Annotated in this window: 10 protein-coding genes and 2 rRNA genes (1 of these 12 cut by a window edge); 5 read left to right on the top strand and 7 right to left on the bottom strand. The window is 66.2% G+C overall.

Translation table 11 applies throughout. The features are described from left to right. Positions 1-326: 326 nt before the first annotated feature. Genes RAM80_RS21565 through ptsP form a run of 3 tightly spaced genes read right to left on the bottom strand, consistent with a single transcriptional unit; the run spans position 327 to position 5,889 of the window. Complete coding sequence (locus RAM80_RS21565; RefSeq protein WP_416422452.1) at positions 327-2,063, bottom strand: PTS fructose-like transporter subunit IIB; 1,737 nt, start codon at positions 2,061-2,063, stop codon at positions 327-329. 11 nt (positions 2,064-2,074) lie between these two features. Further along, a complete protein-coding gene (gene pfkB, locus RAM80_RS21560; protein ID WP_416422451.1) occupies positions 2,075-3,016 on the bottom strand; it encodes a 1-phosphofructokinase in 942 nt (313 codons plus the stop codon). Continuing rightward, positions 3,016-5,889, bottom strand: coding sequence for a phosphoenolpyruvate--protein phosphotransferase (gene ptsP, locus RAM80_RS21555; RefSeq protein WP_416422450.1), 2,874 nt, complete (start codon positions 5,887-5,889; stop codon positions 3,016-3,018). Before ptsP ends, pfkB begins: the two co-directional genes overlap by 1 nt. 339 nt (positions 5,890-6,228) lie before the next feature. Here ptsP and cra point away from each other — a divergent pair, with 339 nt between their 5' ends. Together cra and RAM80_RS21545 are read left to right on the top strand one after the other, a co-directional pair. Beyond that, a complete protein-coding gene (gene cra, locus RAM80_RS21550; RefSeq protein ID WP_416422449.1) occupies positions 6,229-7,224 on the top strand; it encodes a catabolite repressor/activator in 996 nt (331 codons plus the stop codon). 3 nt (positions 7,225-7,227) lie between these two features. Continuing rightward, on the top strand, positions 7,228-8,004 hold the full coding sequence (locus RAM80_RS21545; RefSeq protein WP_416422448.1) for a TatD family hydrolase: 777 nt from the start codon (positions 7,228-7,230) through the stop codon (positions 8,002-8,004). 4 nt (positions 8,005-8,008) lie between these two features. On the opposite strand, the gene rimI is transcribed toward RAM80_RS21545, so the two are convergent. Continuing rightward, positions 8,009-8,461 carry a ribosomal protein S18-alanine N-acetyltransferase gene (rimI, locus tag RAM80_RS21540; protein WP_416422447.1) on the bottom strand — a complete coding sequence of 151 codons (453 nt, stop codon included), beginning with the start codon at positions 8,459-8,461 and terminating at the stop codon, positions 8,009-8,011. Then, entirely contained in the window at positions 8,454-9,233 is a 780-nt protein-coding gene (locus RAM80_RS21535) for an energy transducer TonB (RefSeq protein ID WP_416422446.1), read from the bottom strand. The genes rimI and RAM80_RS21535 overlap by 8 nt, the downstream gene beginning before the upstream one ends. Before the next feature lie 165 nt (positions 9,234-9,398). On the opposite strand from RAM80_RS21535, the gene mksB reads away from it, so the two are divergent. The 3 genes from mksB to mksF are packed head-to-tail and all read left to right on the top strand — an operon-like array spanning position 9,399 to position 14,177. Continuing rightward, positions 9,399-10,688: an Mks condensin complex protein MksB gene (mksB, locus tag RAM80_RS21530; protein ID WP_416422445.1), complete on the top strand. Its 1,290-nt coding sequence runs from the start codon at positions 9,399-9,401 to the stop codon at positions 10,686-10,688. Continuing rightward, a complete protein-coding gene (gene mksE, locus RAM80_RS21525; protein ID WP_416422444.1) occupies positions 10,678-11,346 on the top strand; it encodes an Mks condensin complex protein MksE in 669 nt (222 codons plus the stop codon). Before mksB ends, mksE begins: the two co-directional genes overlap by 11 nt. After that, positions 11,343-14,177 carry an Mks condensin complex protein MksF gene (gene mksF, locus RAM80_RS21520; protein ID WP_416422443.1) on the top strand — a complete coding sequence of 945 codons (2,835 nt, stop codon included), beginning with the start codon at positions 11,343-11,345 and terminating at the stop codon, positions 14,175-14,177. The genes mksE and mksF overlap by 4 nt, the downstream gene beginning before the upstream one ends. Before the next feature lie 193 nt (positions 14,178-14,370). Here the strand turns inward: mksF and rrf are convergent. Further along, positions 14,371-14,486 (bottom strand): 5S ribosomal RNA (rrf, locus tag RAM80_RS21515). Positions 14,487-14,628: 142 nt separating this feature from the next. Continuing rightward, positions 14,629-15,166, bottom strand: a 23S ribosomal RNA gene (locus tag RAM80_RS21510) (it continues 2,355 nt past the right edge of the window).

The raw sequence follows: 15,166 nt of genomic DNA, 5'->3' as shown, positions 1-15,166 counted from the left end.
AGGCCAATGCCAGCACTCTAGCAACCATCACCTCACAAGTACAGCCGTGGTCACGTAGCAGCTGCCGCAGGCGGCGTCCGCGATTTGCAGGGTGCCCGATCATTGCGCGGGGCCCTCGGACGCGGCCTCGCGGCCGCTGCTACGGGATTTTGGTGTTGCTTGGATGCGCCAAGCTTCAGACCTAACCACGGCCACCACCGGCCGCCCGCGCGCCCTGCCGCGGGCAAGCCCGGCTCCTACATCTATTGCACCGTACCATGGCCTGATGGTTCGGCGTTGCCAGCCTTGTTGGCCTGGCACCCGATCCCATTGCACCGTTCACGCCTTCACGCCGGCTCCGCCGTCAGCTCCACCACTTCGGCCTTCTTGATCACCGCATACACCACCGCTGTCACCACCGCGCCAGCGATGATCGCCAGCAGGTACAGCAACGCATGGTTGATGGCGTTGGGGATGAGCATCACGAAGAGGCCGCCGTGGGGCGCCATGAGTTTGCAGCCGAAGTACATGGACAGCGCGCCGGTGAGCGCGCCGCCGGCGATGCTGGCGGGGATGACGCGCAGCGGGTCCTTGGCGGCGAAGGGGATGGCGCCTTCGGAGATGAAGCACAGCCCCAGCACCAGCGCCGCCTTGCCGGCTTCGCGCTCGCTTTGGGCGAACTTGCGCCGGGCCAGGAAGGTGGCGATGCCCAGGCCGATGGGCGGCACCATGCCGGCGGCCATGGTGGCGGCCATGGGCGCGTAGCTTTGCGAGGCCAGCAGGCCCACCGAGAAGGCGTAGGCGGCCTTGTTGATCGGCCCGCCCAGGTCGACGCACATCATGCCGCCCAGCAGCACGCCCAGCAGGATGGCGTTGGTGGTGCCCATGCTGTCGAGGAAGTGAGTGAGCGCCTCGAGCATGCCGGCCACCGGCTTGCCCACCACGTAGATCATCACCAAGCCGGTGAACAGGCTGGCCAGCAGCGGGATGATCAGGATCGGTTTCAGCGCCTCCAGGCTGGCCGGCAGCCGCGCGTAGCGGTTGATGGCCTTGGCCGCGTAGCCGGCAATGAAGCCGGCGACGATGCCGCCGATGAAGCCTGCGCCCAGGGTGCTGGCCAGCAGGCCGCCGATCATGCCGGGGGCCAGGCCCGGGCGGTCGGCGATGGAATAGGCGATGTAGCCCGCCAGCAGCGGCACCATCAGCTTGAAGGCGCTGTCACCGCCGATCTGCATCAAGGCGGCGGCCAGGGTGCCGGGCTCCTTGAACGCGGTGATGCCGAACACGAACGACAGGGCGATCATCAGGCCACCCGCCACCACCATGGGCAGCATGTACGACACGCCGGTGAGCAGGTGCTTGTAGGCGCCGGTCTTTTCCTGCTTGGCCGGGGCGGCGTTGCCCGCGGCCGCTGCCGACTCGGGTTTGCCTTCGGCCAGGGCCTTGTCGAGGATCGACGCGGCCTGCTTGAGGGCGATGCCGGTGCCGCAACGGTAGATGCGCTTGCCGGCGAAACGCTCGGTGGCCACGTCGATGTCGGCGGCCAGCAGCACCACGTCGGCGTCCTGGATGGCGGCGGCGCTGAGCGGGTTGCGCGCGCCGACCGAGCCTTGGGTCTCGACCTGCAGGTCGTAGCCCTTCTGCTTGGCAGCGGTCTGCAGGGCCTCGGCGGCCATGAAGGTGTGCGCCACGCCGGTTGGGCAGGCGGTGATGGCCACCAGCCGTGGGGCGCGGTCGCTGACTACGGCAGCCGCGGCCACCGGCGCTTGCGCCTCATGCACGCGGGCCTGCTCGGCGGCCTGGCGCAGGAAGCCGTCGGCGTCCTGCAGGGCGGCGGCCGGCGTGCTCTGGAACAGGCGTTTGCCAACGAAGCGGCTGAGGTCGATGGGCCCGGTGTTGACTACCAGCACCCAGTCGGCGGCTTCGATGGCCGCCGGCGAGAGTTTGTTTTCCGGGTGTTGCGGGTCGTGCACTTCGACGCTGGTGCTCCAGCCCTGGCGCTGGGCCACGGCATCGAGCAGGCGGGCGCTGAGCACGCTGGAGACGCGGCCGCTGGGGCAGGCCGTGACAATGGCAAGTTTCATCGCAATCCCTCTTATTGTTCTGTCAGCGTGCGTACGCAGACGCCGCTTTCGAGCCGCGCCAGCAGGGCGTGGTCACTGATGCCGAAACCGATCTGGCTGACCGCCATGGCGGCGATGGCCGTGGCGGTGCACAGGGCTTGCTCAGGCGTGCTACCGCTGAGCAGGCCATGCACCATGCCGGCCAGCAGCGAATCGCCGGCGCCCACGGTGCTGGCGATGTCGACGGTGGGCGGCAACGCTTGCAGGGTGGGCTGGGCGCTGAACCAGGTGACGCCCAGGGCGCCCTGGGAGATGACCACGTTGGCGATGCCCTGGGCCAGCAGGCGCTTGGCCACGGCGGCCTGTTGCGCCGGCGTGTCGATGCGCTCGCCGAACACTTCGCTGAGCTCGTCGGTGTTGGGTTTGATCAACCACGGCTGGGTGGCCAGGCCGGCGCGCAGGGCGGCACCGCTGGTGTCCAGGGCCACCTTCAGGCCCATGCCCACCAGTTTTTCCAGCAACGCCTGCAGCCACTGGGCGCTGATGCCCCGCGGCAGGCTACCAGCAACCACTACGGCATCGTGACCAGGGGCGATTTGCACCAGGCGCGCCAGCAGCGCGGCCTGGGCGTCGTCGTCGACGAAGGCGCCGGGGCCATTGAGGTCGGTGATGCGCCCGCCGCTTTCGGCCAGCTTGATGTTGCTGCGGGTCTCGCCCGGCACGCGGATGAACTCGTCGGTAAAGCCCCGGGCCTTGAACAGCGCCTCGAACGGCAGGGCATTGTCCTGGCCGAGGAAACCGGCCACGGTCAGTTCATGGCCCAGGTCGGCCAGCACCTGGGCGACGTTGACGCCCTTGCCGGCGGCGTGGCTGTGCATGGCGGTGCTGCGGTTGACGTCGCCCACCAGCAGGCTGTTGAGTTCCACGGTCAGGTCCAGCGCCGGGTTCAGGGTGAGGGTCAGAATCTTGGCCATCAGGCGTTCTCCACCAGGGCGCGCACTTCCAGGGCGCTGCCCAGGCCCAGCGCGGTCTGCGCCAGGCCTTTCGCTTCGCTCAGGGTCAGCTCGCGGACCCCGGCCTTCACCTCGGCAATGCTGCGCGCCGAGACACTCAATTCATCCACGCCCAGGCCCACCAGCAGCGGCACGGCCACGGGGTCGGCGGCCAGTTCGCCGCAGATGCCCACCCATTTGCCATGGGCGTGGGCGGCCCGCACGGTGATGTCGATCAGTTGCAGCACCGCCGGGTGCAGGCCGTCGGCCTGGGCCGACAGGGTCGGGTGGCCACGGTCGATGGCCAGGGTGTACTGGGTCAGGTCGTTGGTACCGACGCTGAAGAAGTCCACTTCCTTGGCCAGCACCGGCGCCAGCAGGGCGGCAGACGGCACCTCGATCATGATGCCCAGTTGCAGGTCGGCCACCGGGATTTCCAGGCGCAGGCGCTCGGTCATGTCGCGGGCCTGGCGCCACTCGTCGACGCTGCCGACCATGGGGAACATGATGCGCAGCGGGCGGTTGTCGGCGGCGCGCAACAACGCGCGCAGCTGGCTTTCCATGACGTCGGGGCGTTGCAGGGTCAGGCGGATGCCGCGCACGCCGAGGAAGGGGTTTTCTTCCTTGGCGATCGGCCAGTACGGCAGCGGCTTGTCACCGCCCACGTCGAGGGTGCGCACCACCAGCGGCCGGCCGGCCAGGCCGTCGAGCACGCGGCGGTATTCGGCTTCCTGCACGGCCTCGTCGGGGGCCTGGGCGTGGGCCATGAAAATCAGCTCGGTGCGCAGCAGGCCGACGCCTTCGGCGCCCTGCTCCACGGCGGCCTTCACGCCGGCGCTTTCACCGATGTTGGCGAATACCTCCACGGCGTGGCCGTCGCGGGTGACCGCAGTTTCCAGGCGGCGGGCGTTGGCGGCTTCCTGGCGGCGGGCGCGCTGTTCACGTTCTTCGATGGCCTGTTGGCGCACCGCGTCGCTGGGGTCGACGATAAGTTGGCCGCGCTGGCCGTCGAGCAGCAGCGGGCAGCCGGACTTCAGCAGCAGCACGGCGTCGCCGGCACCGACGATGGCCGGGATGCCCAGCGCGCGGGCGACGATGGCGCTGTGGGCGGTGGCGCCGCCACGGGCGGTGAGGATGCCGGCCACGCGGGCCGGGTCCAGGCGCGCCACGTCCGAGGGGCCGACTTCATCCATCACCAGAATGTAGGGTTGGCTTGGTTCGTCGAGGCTGGCCACGCCACACAGCTGCGCCAGCACCCGGCGGCCGATGTCGCGCAGGTCGGCGGCGCGCTCGGCCAGCAGCGCGTCGGCCAGGCTTTCCTGCTGCACGGCGGCGGCTTCGATCACGCTGATCCAGGCGGCGGGGGCGCTTTCGCCCTGCTTGAGGCGGCCGGCCACTTCGTCAGTCAGGGCCGGGTCGTCGAGCATTTCCTGGTGGGTGACGAAGATCTCGCGGATGGCCTTGGCCGGGCTGCGGCGGATCAGGCCTTCGATGTCTTCGCGCACCTGCACCAGCGCGCCTTGCAGGCGCTGGTGTTCAATGTCATGGGATTCACCGCGCAGCGGGTAATCGAACGTCTGCAGCACGTGCACATGGGCCGGGCCCATGGCGATGCCCGGCGCGGCGGCGATGCCGTTGATCTGCTGGCCGGCCACCGGCGCCTGCACCTTGGGGGTGATGACCGCCACTTCCTCGACCTGCACCACCGTGGTTTCCACCACCAGCGGCAGCGGCTCGACTTCCTCGCCCAGGCCAGCTTCCACGGCGGCCAGCAGCGCTGGCAGGGCGTCGTCGGCAATGATCGGTTCGGCGATGAACTCCAACACCTGGCCACGACGGGCGCCCAGGCTCAGCAGCTTGCTCAGGCTTTTCGCCGACACGGCCGGCTCGTGGCTGTCGACCACGCGCAGGCGAATCTCGCCGTCAAAGCTCTTGGCCAGTTGCGCCAGCTCTTTCGCCGGGCGCGCATGCAGGCCGTGGGCGTTGGGCAGGCCGATGCGCGCGCTGGGCCAGTCGGCTGGCAGCTCGCCACCCAGCACTTCCAGCACCGCGCGGGTGCTGGTGGCGCGGCCCAGTTCCTGGCCACGGCCTTCGATCAGCAGGGCGCACAGGCGTTCCAGCAGCGCCTGGTGGGCCTCGCCCAGGCTGGCCAGGCAGAACAGCCCGGTCAGCGGCTGGCCCAGGTAGCGCAGCGGTTGTTGCGGGGTAACGAAGGCCAGGCCGGGCTTTTTCACCGTCTGTTCGCTGTGCAGCCACCACAGGCCATCGCCCAGGGGCAGCGCCTCGACCTGCTGCAGAATAGCGGCGAAGCCGTTGCTGACGCAGTCGGCCTGGCGCAGCAGGCGGGCGCCGCGCCACACCAGTTCTTCGAAGTCTTCGGCGGCCACGCCGAGGCTGATCATCTGCGCGTCCAGCGCCAGCTCTTGCGGCGCACCCTGCAGCAGTTTCAACAACGCTTCGGGGCTGCTGGCGCGGCGCAGCGCCTGGCCCAGGTCGGTCTCGCCCAGGGCGCGGGTCAGCAGTTGCAGCAGGCGCAGGTGTTCGTCGGACTTGGCGGCGATGCCGATGGCCAGGTAGACGATCTGGCCGTCGCCCCAGTCCACGCCGTCGGGAAACTGCAGCAGGCGCACGCCGGTGGCGTGCACCAGGTCGCGGGTGTCGGGGGTGCCGTGGGGAATGGCGATGCCCTGCCCCAGGAAGGTCGAGCCCTGAGCTTCACGGGCTTGCAGGCCGGCCAGGTAGCCCTCGGCAACCAGGCCATCAGCCACCAGTTTGTCGGCCAACAGGTGCAGGGCGGCGGGTTTATCCACCGCCGTCTGGCCCATGGATATCTGCTCTATAGTGAGCTCGAGCATGCCAATCTCCTTTGCGGCATCCGGCGGATGCAGAAGTCTTGTTTTAAGGGTTCAGCATAGGGCCGAAATCACGGCCTGGTCAGCCCCTGGCTGGTTGACGCCCATCAGCTGGTATTCCACGAACCATAACCTGACCGGTCCGACAGAAAATTTTCGGCAGAAAACGTCCAAGCTGAATCGTTTAACCTAGAATGACAGGCACGTTACCCGATAATCTTCAGGCATTGAAGCCCAACTGACGGTGGCGCTGCGACATTGGTCGGCTGCCACCGCGCCTCATGATCGTGAAAAATGCGTAGGCCTGCGCGTTTAGCGCGCCGTATAACAAGGAATACTCGGTTGAAACTCAGTGATATTGCCCGCCTCGCCGGAGTGTCGGTGACCACCGCCAGCTATGTGATCAACGGCAAGGCGCAACAGCAGCGCATCAGCAAGACCACGGTCGAACGCGTGCAGGCGGTGGTGCAAGAGCACGGCTTCACGCCCAACCCCCAGGCCGCCGGCCTGCGCAGCCGCCACACCCGCACCCTGGGCTTTATCCTGCCCGACCTGGAAAACCCCAGTTACGCACGCATTGCCAAGCGCCTGGAAAAACGCGCGCGCGAGCACGGCTACCAGCTGCTGATCGCCAGCTCCGACGACGAGCCGGCCAGCGAGCTGCAATTGCAGCAGCTGTTCAAGGCCCGCCGCTGCGACGCGCTGTTCGTGGCCAGTTGCTTGCCGCCCGGCGACACCAGCTACCTGGAGTTGCAGGACAAAGGCATGCCGGTGGTGGCCATCGACCGAGTGCTGGACGAAACCCGGTTCTGCTCGGTAGTCAGTGACGACCGCAACGCCGCCCTGCAACTGACCAGCAGCATCCTGCGCCCGGCGCCCAAGGACATCGCCCTGATTGCCGCACGCCCCGAGCTGAGCATCAGCCGCGAGCGGGCCGCCGGTTTCCACCAGGCGGTGGAAGGCTTCAAGGGCAAGGTGCTGGTGGCCGAGGGCGAGTCGTTCAGCCGTGAGTGCGGCCGCCAGTCGATGCTGCAACTGATCGAGCAACTGGGGCACCTGCCCGAAGCACTGGTGACCACCTCCTACGTGCTGCTGCAAGGGGTGTTCGACGTGTTGCAAGGCCACCAGGCCGAGTTCCCGTCGCTGCACCTGGCCACCTTCGGCGACACCCAGTTGCTGGACTTCCTGCCCCTGCCCATAAACGCCATGGGCCAGCAGCACGACCTGATCGCCAGCACCGCGCTGGAACTGGCGCTGGCAGCGGTGGAGCGCAATGAGTACCGGCCCGGCGTGCACGCCATCGCCCGTACCTTCAAACAGCGCATTTTCGAGGCCTGAACCATGGGGCTGATCGACACCCACACGCATCTGGATTTCCCGGATTTCGACGTCGATCGCCCTGCCCTGCTGGCCAACGCCCGCGCCCTTGGCGTGGAGCGCATGGTGGTGCTGGGCGTGCACCAGGCCAACTGGCAGCGCGTGTGGGACCTGGTGCAAGGCGACGGTCAGCTGTACGCCGCCCTGGGCCTGCACCCCGTCTATCTGGACGAGCATTCACCCGCCCATGTGCAGGCGCTGCGCGACTGGCTGGCGCGCCTGGCGGGCCACCGCCAGCTGTGCGCGGTAGGCGAGTTCGGCCTGGACTATTTCCTTGAGGACCTGGACCGCGACCGCCAGCAAGTGCTGTTCGAAGCCCAGCTGGCCCTGGCGGCCGAGTTCGAGTTGCCGGTGTTGCTGCACGTGCGCCGCAGCCACGCAGCGGTGATCGCCACGCTCAAGCGCTTCAAGCTCAAACGCGGCGGCATCATCCATGCCTTTGCCGGCAGCTACGAAGAAGCGCGGGAATATATAAAGCTGGGCTTCAAGCTGGGCCTGGGCGGCGCGGCCACCTGGCCGCAGGCCGCCAAGCTGCGCAAGACCGTGGCGCGCCTGCCGCTGGAAGCCGTGGTGCTGGAGACCGACGCGCCGGACATGGCGCCGGTGATGTTCGCCGGCCAGCGCAACAGCCCCGAGCACCTGCCACGGATTGCCCAGGTGCTGGCCGAACTGATGGGGGTGGAGGTGCAGGCGCTGGGCGCGGCCAGCACGGCCAATGCCTGCGCGCTGTTCAACTGGTAGGGCGTTATTCGAACAGGGTGCAGGCCATCACCAGCGCGTCTTCGCGGCCACCGGCAATCGGATAGTAATCACGGCGACGGCCGATCTCGTTGAAACCGAAGCGCTCGTACAGGCGGTAGGCAGAACGGTTGCTGTCGCGCACTTCCAGGAAGCACTCGCGGCCGTTCATTTCGTAGGCGCGGCTCATCAGCCGTTCCAGCAGGCGCAGGCCCAGGCCGCGGCCCTGGCTTTCGGGCTTGACGGTGATGTTGAGCAGGTGCGCCTCGTCGATGATCACGTTGATCACGCCGTGGCCCACCTGCTGTTCACCCTCGAACATCAGCCAGATCTCGTAGGACTTCAGCCCGTCAAGGAAGATGCCGCGGGTCCAGGGGTGGCTGTAGGCGGCGTATTCGATCTTCAGGACGGCTTCAAGGTCCGCCTCGGTCATGCGGCGGAAGGATACGGCATCACTCATTATTCGGTTTCCAGCGCGCCATCAGTTGGCGCATGGCTTTCCAGACGTCCGCCTTGCGGTGCGGCTCGTCCATCAACAGTTCCAGGCCCGGCAGGCACCAGGCGCTGCCCAGCCCTTCCACCTGCAACTCACGGTAATAATCTTCGGCAGCGGCCTCGCCGGCGAAACGCACGGCCGGCAGGCCGACCAACCACAAGCAAGTGCAGGGGGCGTCTTCCAGGCGTGCCAGGACGAAGCCCTGGACGAAATCGCGCGCCGCTTCCGGGCCCTGGTCGAGGTTGCCGCGCACCAGCAGCGGCCAGCGCACCGGCTCGCCGATGATCTGCGGGGCGTCGGGCAGGCCGGCGGCGCGCAGCATGTCCTTGAGCAGCAGGTAGGCCGGATCGCGGCTCTGGAACGGCTCGCCGGTGGGCAGTTCCACCAGGATCAGGCAGGCACCGGCGCGCAGCAGCTGCAAGGCGAAGCGCGGCGGCGGCGCCTGCACTACCTTGGGCGCCACGGGCGCGGCTTCGGGCTCGGCCACGGGCTTGCTGACGGCCTTGGCCGTGGGCCGCGGCACTTCTATTTTCGGGCGCTCGATTTTCGGCCGCTCCGGCGCGCGGGCCACGGCGGCGCCGGCTGGCGGCTGCTCGACGACGGGCGGCTCGAGGGGCGCAGGCGGCGCCAGCAACTCGGGGCGCGACGGCGCGGCGAACGGCAATTCGGTGCGCGGCAGCCATTGCACCACTTGCATGGCGGCCAAATAAGCGCGGCGACTGGATTCGATCAACAAAGCGCGGCCATCTGTGGATAAGTTAAACGCCAATTCTACCGCCGTTCTGTGCGCCGCGCCGCAGTTGATGCGCACAAAGCGCCGGCAAGTCGATCAGGGGCTCAATGATCGGGCGATTGATGCAGTACAATCGGCGCTTTTATTTGGCAACGAGTCGGCCATCCAATGATCGAACCCAAGCGCGTCTTGCGCGCACTCGCCGAACACTGGGCCTTGCTGGAACCGCTGTGCGCCCATTTTGACCAGGGCACGCTGAGCCTGAGCGAACTTCGCCAGCAGGTCGCCGCCCAGCAACTGGACGCCACGCCGCAGGACATTACCGCGGTGCTGGACGTGTGGATCCGCCTGGACATCCTGGTGCCCGTGGCCAAGAGCCCGAACCGTTTCGAGCTCAACGCCCAGATCCACGACTTCCTCGCCTACCTGCGCCGTGAGCACCGGCTGGGCCTGTGCCTGGAGATCGAAGCCTACCTGCGCCACCTGGAGCGGCTGGCCGGGCATATCCAGGACGCCTTCGACATTCGCGATGGCAACGACCTGGCCCGCCAGCTGCGCCTGCTGGACATGCGTATCCGCGACGTGCTGAAGAAGCTCGACAACGACGAGCAGGCCCTGGTGGCCGTGGCCGAGCGCGCCAAGACCAGCGACCGGCAGATCCCGCTGCGCCAACGCTACGCCGAGGTGCTGGCCACCTGGGACGAGTACGTGGAGCCGATGATCCAGCTGGTGAACGCCGATGGCGCGTTCGAGCAGGGCGTGCGCAAGGTGGAGAACGTGCTGCTGCGCATGCTCACCGAGCAGCAGCGCCTGGGCCACCTGGTGGACGACGACATGCTGCTGCGCACCCACGCGCGTATCCTGGAAATGCAGACCCGCGCCCAGCTGACCCTGCGCCATGCGCGCGAGCTGCTGCTGCCGCTGCGTGAAGAAGCACGCCGGCACAACGCCGTGACCCGCGGCGCGGCGCTGGCCCTGTCGGCCATTCGCCGCAAGGGCCTGGACGCCGTGCCCCAGGCGGCCATGCCGATGTTCACCCGGCCGCAGAGCACCTTCCTCGGCAGTGCCAGCCAGGTGGAAGCCTACGTGTACGCCCTGGCGCGCTTCGAGGCCAAGCCGGCGCAGTTCCCCAAGGCGCACAAGGTGCGCGACGGCGAGGCGCCCAAGGCGCCGCGCACGGTCAAGGAAATGCTCGACCGCTGCGAAGACGCCCTGCCGCTGCCCGACCTGATGGTGTGGCTGCTGGAACAGGAACCCGAGGGCGCCACCGACGAGTTGCTGTATTGGTTCTCGCGCCTGTCGCGGGACAAGCGCTTTGCCCGCGAGCGCCTGGAGCGCCGCGAATATCACACCCTGGAGCACCGCGTCAGCCTGCGCTCCTTCGCCCTGCTTTCCAGCGCCGACACGCCGTTGCCGGCCCCGCTGGAACCCTCTGCGAGCACTGCACATGAATCTTGATCTGTCCGAAATGTCCCAGCTGGCGCCGATCTTTCGCGAGCTGTACAAGGGCTTCCACATCAGCCGCCGGGACCCGGAGCTGTACGCGCAGCTGTCCAACCTGCAGGACCAGTACCGCGGCCTGTTCCGCGCCCTGGGCTTCGACCTGGTGTGCGACACCCGCGGCTTCTATTACTTCGTGCCCGAGCAGGCGGCCGCGCAGGTCAACAAGACCGCCCAGCGCCTGTCGCTGTTCACCTTCATTTTGGTAGAACACCTGGCCGACCAGGGGCGCGACCCCATGGCCGTGCTCGACGGCGGCAGCATCGGCCGCGACGAGCTGCCTTCGCTGCTGGAAAAATACCGTGACCTGTTCCTGCAGGCCGAGGTGCAGACCCCGGAAGAGCTGGAAGAGAAGATCATGCGGCGCATGACCCAGCTGGGCTTCGCCGGCGAGGAGAACGGCGTGTACCGCTTCCTGCCGCCGATGCACCGCTTCCTCGACGTGTGCCTGTCGGTGCAGCAGGACCGCAACCTGGCGGCCAGCCTGCACAGCGACCTGCCGTTGCCGACCCCAGTGCTGGTGGATGACGACGACATCATTGTCATCGACGACGAAGAGTCGGAAGAAGATGCGCTGGCACGCGCCATCGCCGAAGAACAGGAGATCGACGCATGAGCCAGGAACGCTACGGCATCCGCCGCTTCGCCCTGCTGAACACCGCCGGCTACAGCCTGGGCCTGTTCCCGCTGGAAAACCCGCTGTCGGTGTACGGTGCCAACAACCTGGGCAAGTCGGCCTCGATCAACGCGCTGCAGTTCCCGATTCTGGCGCGCATGTCGGACATGAGCTTCGGCAAGTACAGCCTGGAGCAGTCGCGGCGCTTCTACTTTGCCAGTGACACCAGCTACATCCTCTGCGAAGTGTCGCTGCCCCACGGCCCCCACGTGATTGGCGTGGTCGGCCGCGGCCCGGGTGGCGGCTTCGGCCACCAGTTCTTCGCCTACAAGGGCGAGCTGGACCTGGCCCACTACCAGAAGAACGACACCTGCCTGCGCCAGAAAGAGCTGTTCAGCAACCTGGAGCGCAACGGCCTGAAAGCCTACGAGCTCAAGCCTGACGAACTGCGGCGTTTGCTGGTGGGCGGCCACACCTCGGTGCCGCTGGACCTGACCCTGATTCCGCTGCGTTCCACCAGCGAGCAGAGCCTGAAGACCTTCCGCGCGCTGTTCATCAACCTGCTGCACATGCGCGAGATCACCGCGGCCAAGCTCAAGCAGCTGTTCCTCGATGCCTTCGAGCACAGCCTGCGTTCGGGCAGCGTCGACTACATCGCCGCGTGCGAAGAAGCCTTCCGCGACGTACGCCGCATGGAGCAGGACTACAACTCGCTGGTGTCCGCCGGCCCGCTGGTCGAGGCCCTGGCCAACGGCGTGCGGCAGCGCGACATCCTGCGCGGCAAGCTGCACCGCATCTCGCCGGTGCTGGATTCGCTGCTGGGCACCTGGCAGGACTACTCCGGCGCGCGCAAGGAAGAGCTGGTCATCCAGGCCGAGCACTACCGCAAGGAACAGGACTCGCTGCAGAACAACCAGCGCGGCGGCACCCAGGAGCTGATGCGCCTGGAGCGCGAGATCACCGGCGTGCAGCGCTGGCTGGGCGAGCTGTCGGTGCTCAAGCACCGCTTTGCCCTGGTAGACGACGTAAAGGTGCTGGAGCAGCAACTGCTGGCCGCCAAGGACGCCCACGACGAGCTCGCCGGTGCCCTGGCGCAGTCCCGTCAGTTCAGCGCCGAAGACCTGGAAGAGCGCCTGCGCGACCTGGAAAAACGCCTGAAGTCGGTGCGTCAGCAGCTGGACCATGCCGACAACAACAGCTACGCCCGCCTGCGTGAAGAGTTCTCGCAGCAGGACGTGGAACGCCTGATGCGGCTGTTCAACAGCGCGCTGTTCAGCCTGCCGCTGGGCGAGCAGGGCATTGCCCTGGATGACAGCGACGCCTGGGTGAAATCCCTGGAAGCCATCCTCGACAGCTTCAAGGGCGAGCGTTTCGAAGTGCCGGGCATTTCCATCGACCTGTCGCACATCGAGCCCCCTGCCCTGCAGGCGCTGGCCGACCGCGCCGCCCTGCGCGAGCAGAAGGAGCGCCTGGAGAAAGAACTCAAGCAGCTCAAGACCCAGCAGGCCGTGGCCTCCGACCGCGCGGCCAGCAAGGAACAGACCGAGGCCCTGTACCAGCAGGTGCTGGATGCCCAGAAAGCCCTGGAAGACTTCCGCCGCGCCCAGACCCTGGGCGCCGAGGAAGGCGACAAGCTGGAACAACTGGCGCAGATGGAAGCCGCCCAGGACGAGCTGAAGCGTTCGAGCGACGCCTTCACCGAGCGCGTCCAACAGCTGTCCGCCAAGTTGCAACTGGTGGGCCGGCAGATCGCCGACATGGAAGCCAAGCAGCGCACCCTGGACGACGCCCTGCGCCGCCGCCAGCTGCTGCCTGCCGACCTGCCGTTCGGCACGCCCTTCATGGAAGCCGTGGATGACTCCATGGACAACCTGCTGCCGCTGCTCAACGACTATCAGGACAGCTGGCAAAGCCTGCAGCGCGTCGACGGTCAGATCGAGGCGTTGTACGCGCAGGTGCGCCTGAAGGGCGTGGCCAAGTTCGACAGCGAAGACGACATGGAGCGCCGCCTGCAACTGCTGATCAACGCCTACGACCACCGCAGCGAAGAAGCGCTGACCCTGGCCAAGGCCCGCCGCGCAGCCGTTACCGACATTGCCCGTACCCTGCGCAATATCCGCAGCGACTACGACAGCCTCGAGCACCAACTGGCACTGTTCAACCGCGAGATCAACAAGCGCCAGGTGTCGAACCTGCAGAGCTTCCGCATCGTGTTGGCCCCCAACAAGGAAGCGCTCAAGCACATCGACCAGATTATCCACAGCGCCGGCCAGTACGAAGAAGGCGAGACGTTGTCGGTGTTCGACCTCAGCCAGAGTGCCGAGCAGGACAACAAGAACGAAGAGGCCAAGGAATACCTGGCCCGCCTGGTGGCCGCCAACCACAACCAGCTGGGCCTCAAGGACCTGTTCGAACTGGCCTTCGAGATCACCAAGGTGCACGGCCAGCCGGTGATACACACCGATATCGACGGCGCAGCGTCCAACGGCACCACCATGACCATCAAGGCGCTGACCAACATGTACCTGTTGCTGCACTTGATGGACCGCGACCTGGCTGGCCGCATTCGCCTGCCGTACTACCTGGACGAGGCGGCGGACATCGACGAACGCAACCAGTCGGCGCTGCTGGAAACCAGCCAGCAGCTGGGCTTCGTGCCTATCCTGGCCAGCGTGAAGCCGCAGGTGTCGGCCCACGTGGCCATCGACCTGGAAGGCGGTAGCGGGCCTAACGGCATCTACATCGATGAGTCGGACTGGAAGTACATCCGTCGTCACGATGCGGTGAAGGCGGTGGTCGTGGATGATGAGGCTGAAGAGGTTTCGGCCTGATGTGAGCTTGATGGCATGACAAAAAACCACCCTCTTGGGTGGTTTTTTTGTGCCTTTGAGGGGGGCCCGATCTTTACGTGGGGCCTGCGGACGCGGCCTTTGGCCGCTGCTACGAGAGGCGTTCGTGGGATTTTCGGGCGCCGAAAAGACAAAACCCCCACCTGCCTGCGCAGATGGGGGTTTCGGAATTTAATCTTGACGATGACCTACTCTCACATGGGGAAACCCCACACTACCATCGGCGATGCATCGTTTCACTGCTGAGTTCGGGATGGGATCAGGTGGTTCCAATGCTCTATGGTCGTCAAGAAATTCTGTAGCCAGGATGCCCTTTGGGTGGCATTCCAGCGAATCGGGTATGTGATGGTATTTGTGAAATGCAAACTTTCGGTTCGTATCATCTTCACAACACCGCAATCTGGTCTGTTCGATCAAATTGCTTGGGTGTTATATGGTCAAGCCTCACGGGCAATTAGTATTGGTTAGCTCAACGCCTCACAGCGCTTACACACCCAACCTATCAACGTCGTAGTCTTCGACGGCCCTTTAGGGAACTCAAGGTTCCAGTGAGATCTCATCTTGAGGCAAGTTTCCCGCTTAGATGCTTTCAGCGGTTATCTTTTCCGAACATAGCTACCCGGCAATGCCACTGGCGTGACAACCGGAACACCAGAGGTTCGTCCACTCCGGTCCTCTCGTACTAGGAGCAGCCCCTCTCAAATCTCAAACGTCCACGGCAGATAGGGACCGAACTGTCTCACGACGTTCTAAACCCAGCTCGCGTACCACTTTAAATGGCGAACAGCCATACCCTTGGGACCGGCTTCAGCCCCAGGATGTGATGAGCCGACATCGAGGTGCCAAACACCGCCGTCGATATGAACTCTTGGGCGGTATCAGCCTGTTATCCCCGGAGTACCTTTTATCCGTTGAGCGATGGCCCTTCCATACAGAACCACCGGATCACTAAGACCTACTTTCGTACCTGC

This window comes from Pseudomonas sp. App30, assembly GCF_047947025.1.
In the GTDB taxonomy this organism is placed as follows: domain Bacteria; phylum Pseudomonadota; class Gammaproteobacteria; order Pseudomonadales; family Pseudomonadaceae; genus Aquipseudomonas.
The sequence above is the reverse complement of the archived record's forward strand: the minus strand, read 5'-3'. Positions and strand labels throughout refer to the sequence as shown.

Coding starts and splice junctions, on each gene's coding strand:
- RAM80_RS21565 (WP_416422452.1), bottom strand. CDS start 2,063: ATGAAACTTGCCATTGTCACGGCCTGCCCCAGCGGCCGCGTCTCCAGC.
- mksE (WP_416422444.1), top strand. CDS start 10,678: ATGAATCTTGATCTGTCCGAAATGTCCCAGCTGGCGCCGATCTTTCGC.
- rimI (WP_416422447.1), bottom strand. CDS start 8,461: ATGAGTGATGCCGTATCCTTCCGCCGCATGACCGAGGCGGACCTTGAA.
- RAM80_RS21545 (WP_416422448.1), top strand. CDS start 7,228: ATGGGGCTGATCGACACCCACACGCATCTGGATTTCCCGGATTTCGAC.
- mksB (WP_416422445.1), top strand. CDS start 9,399: ATGATCGAACCCAAGCGCGTCTTGCGCGCACTCGCCGAACACTGGGCC.
- mksF (WP_416422443.1), top strand. CDS start 11,343: ATGAGCCAGGAACGCTACGGCATCCGCCGCTTCGCCCTGCTGAACACC.
- pfkB (WP_416422451.1), bottom strand. CDS start 3,016: ATGGCCAAGATTCTGACCCTCACCCTGAACCCGGCGCTGGACCTGACC.
- ptsP (WP_416422450.1), bottom strand. CDS start 5,889: ATGCTCGAGCTCACTATAGAGCAGATATCCATGGGCCAGACGGCGGTG.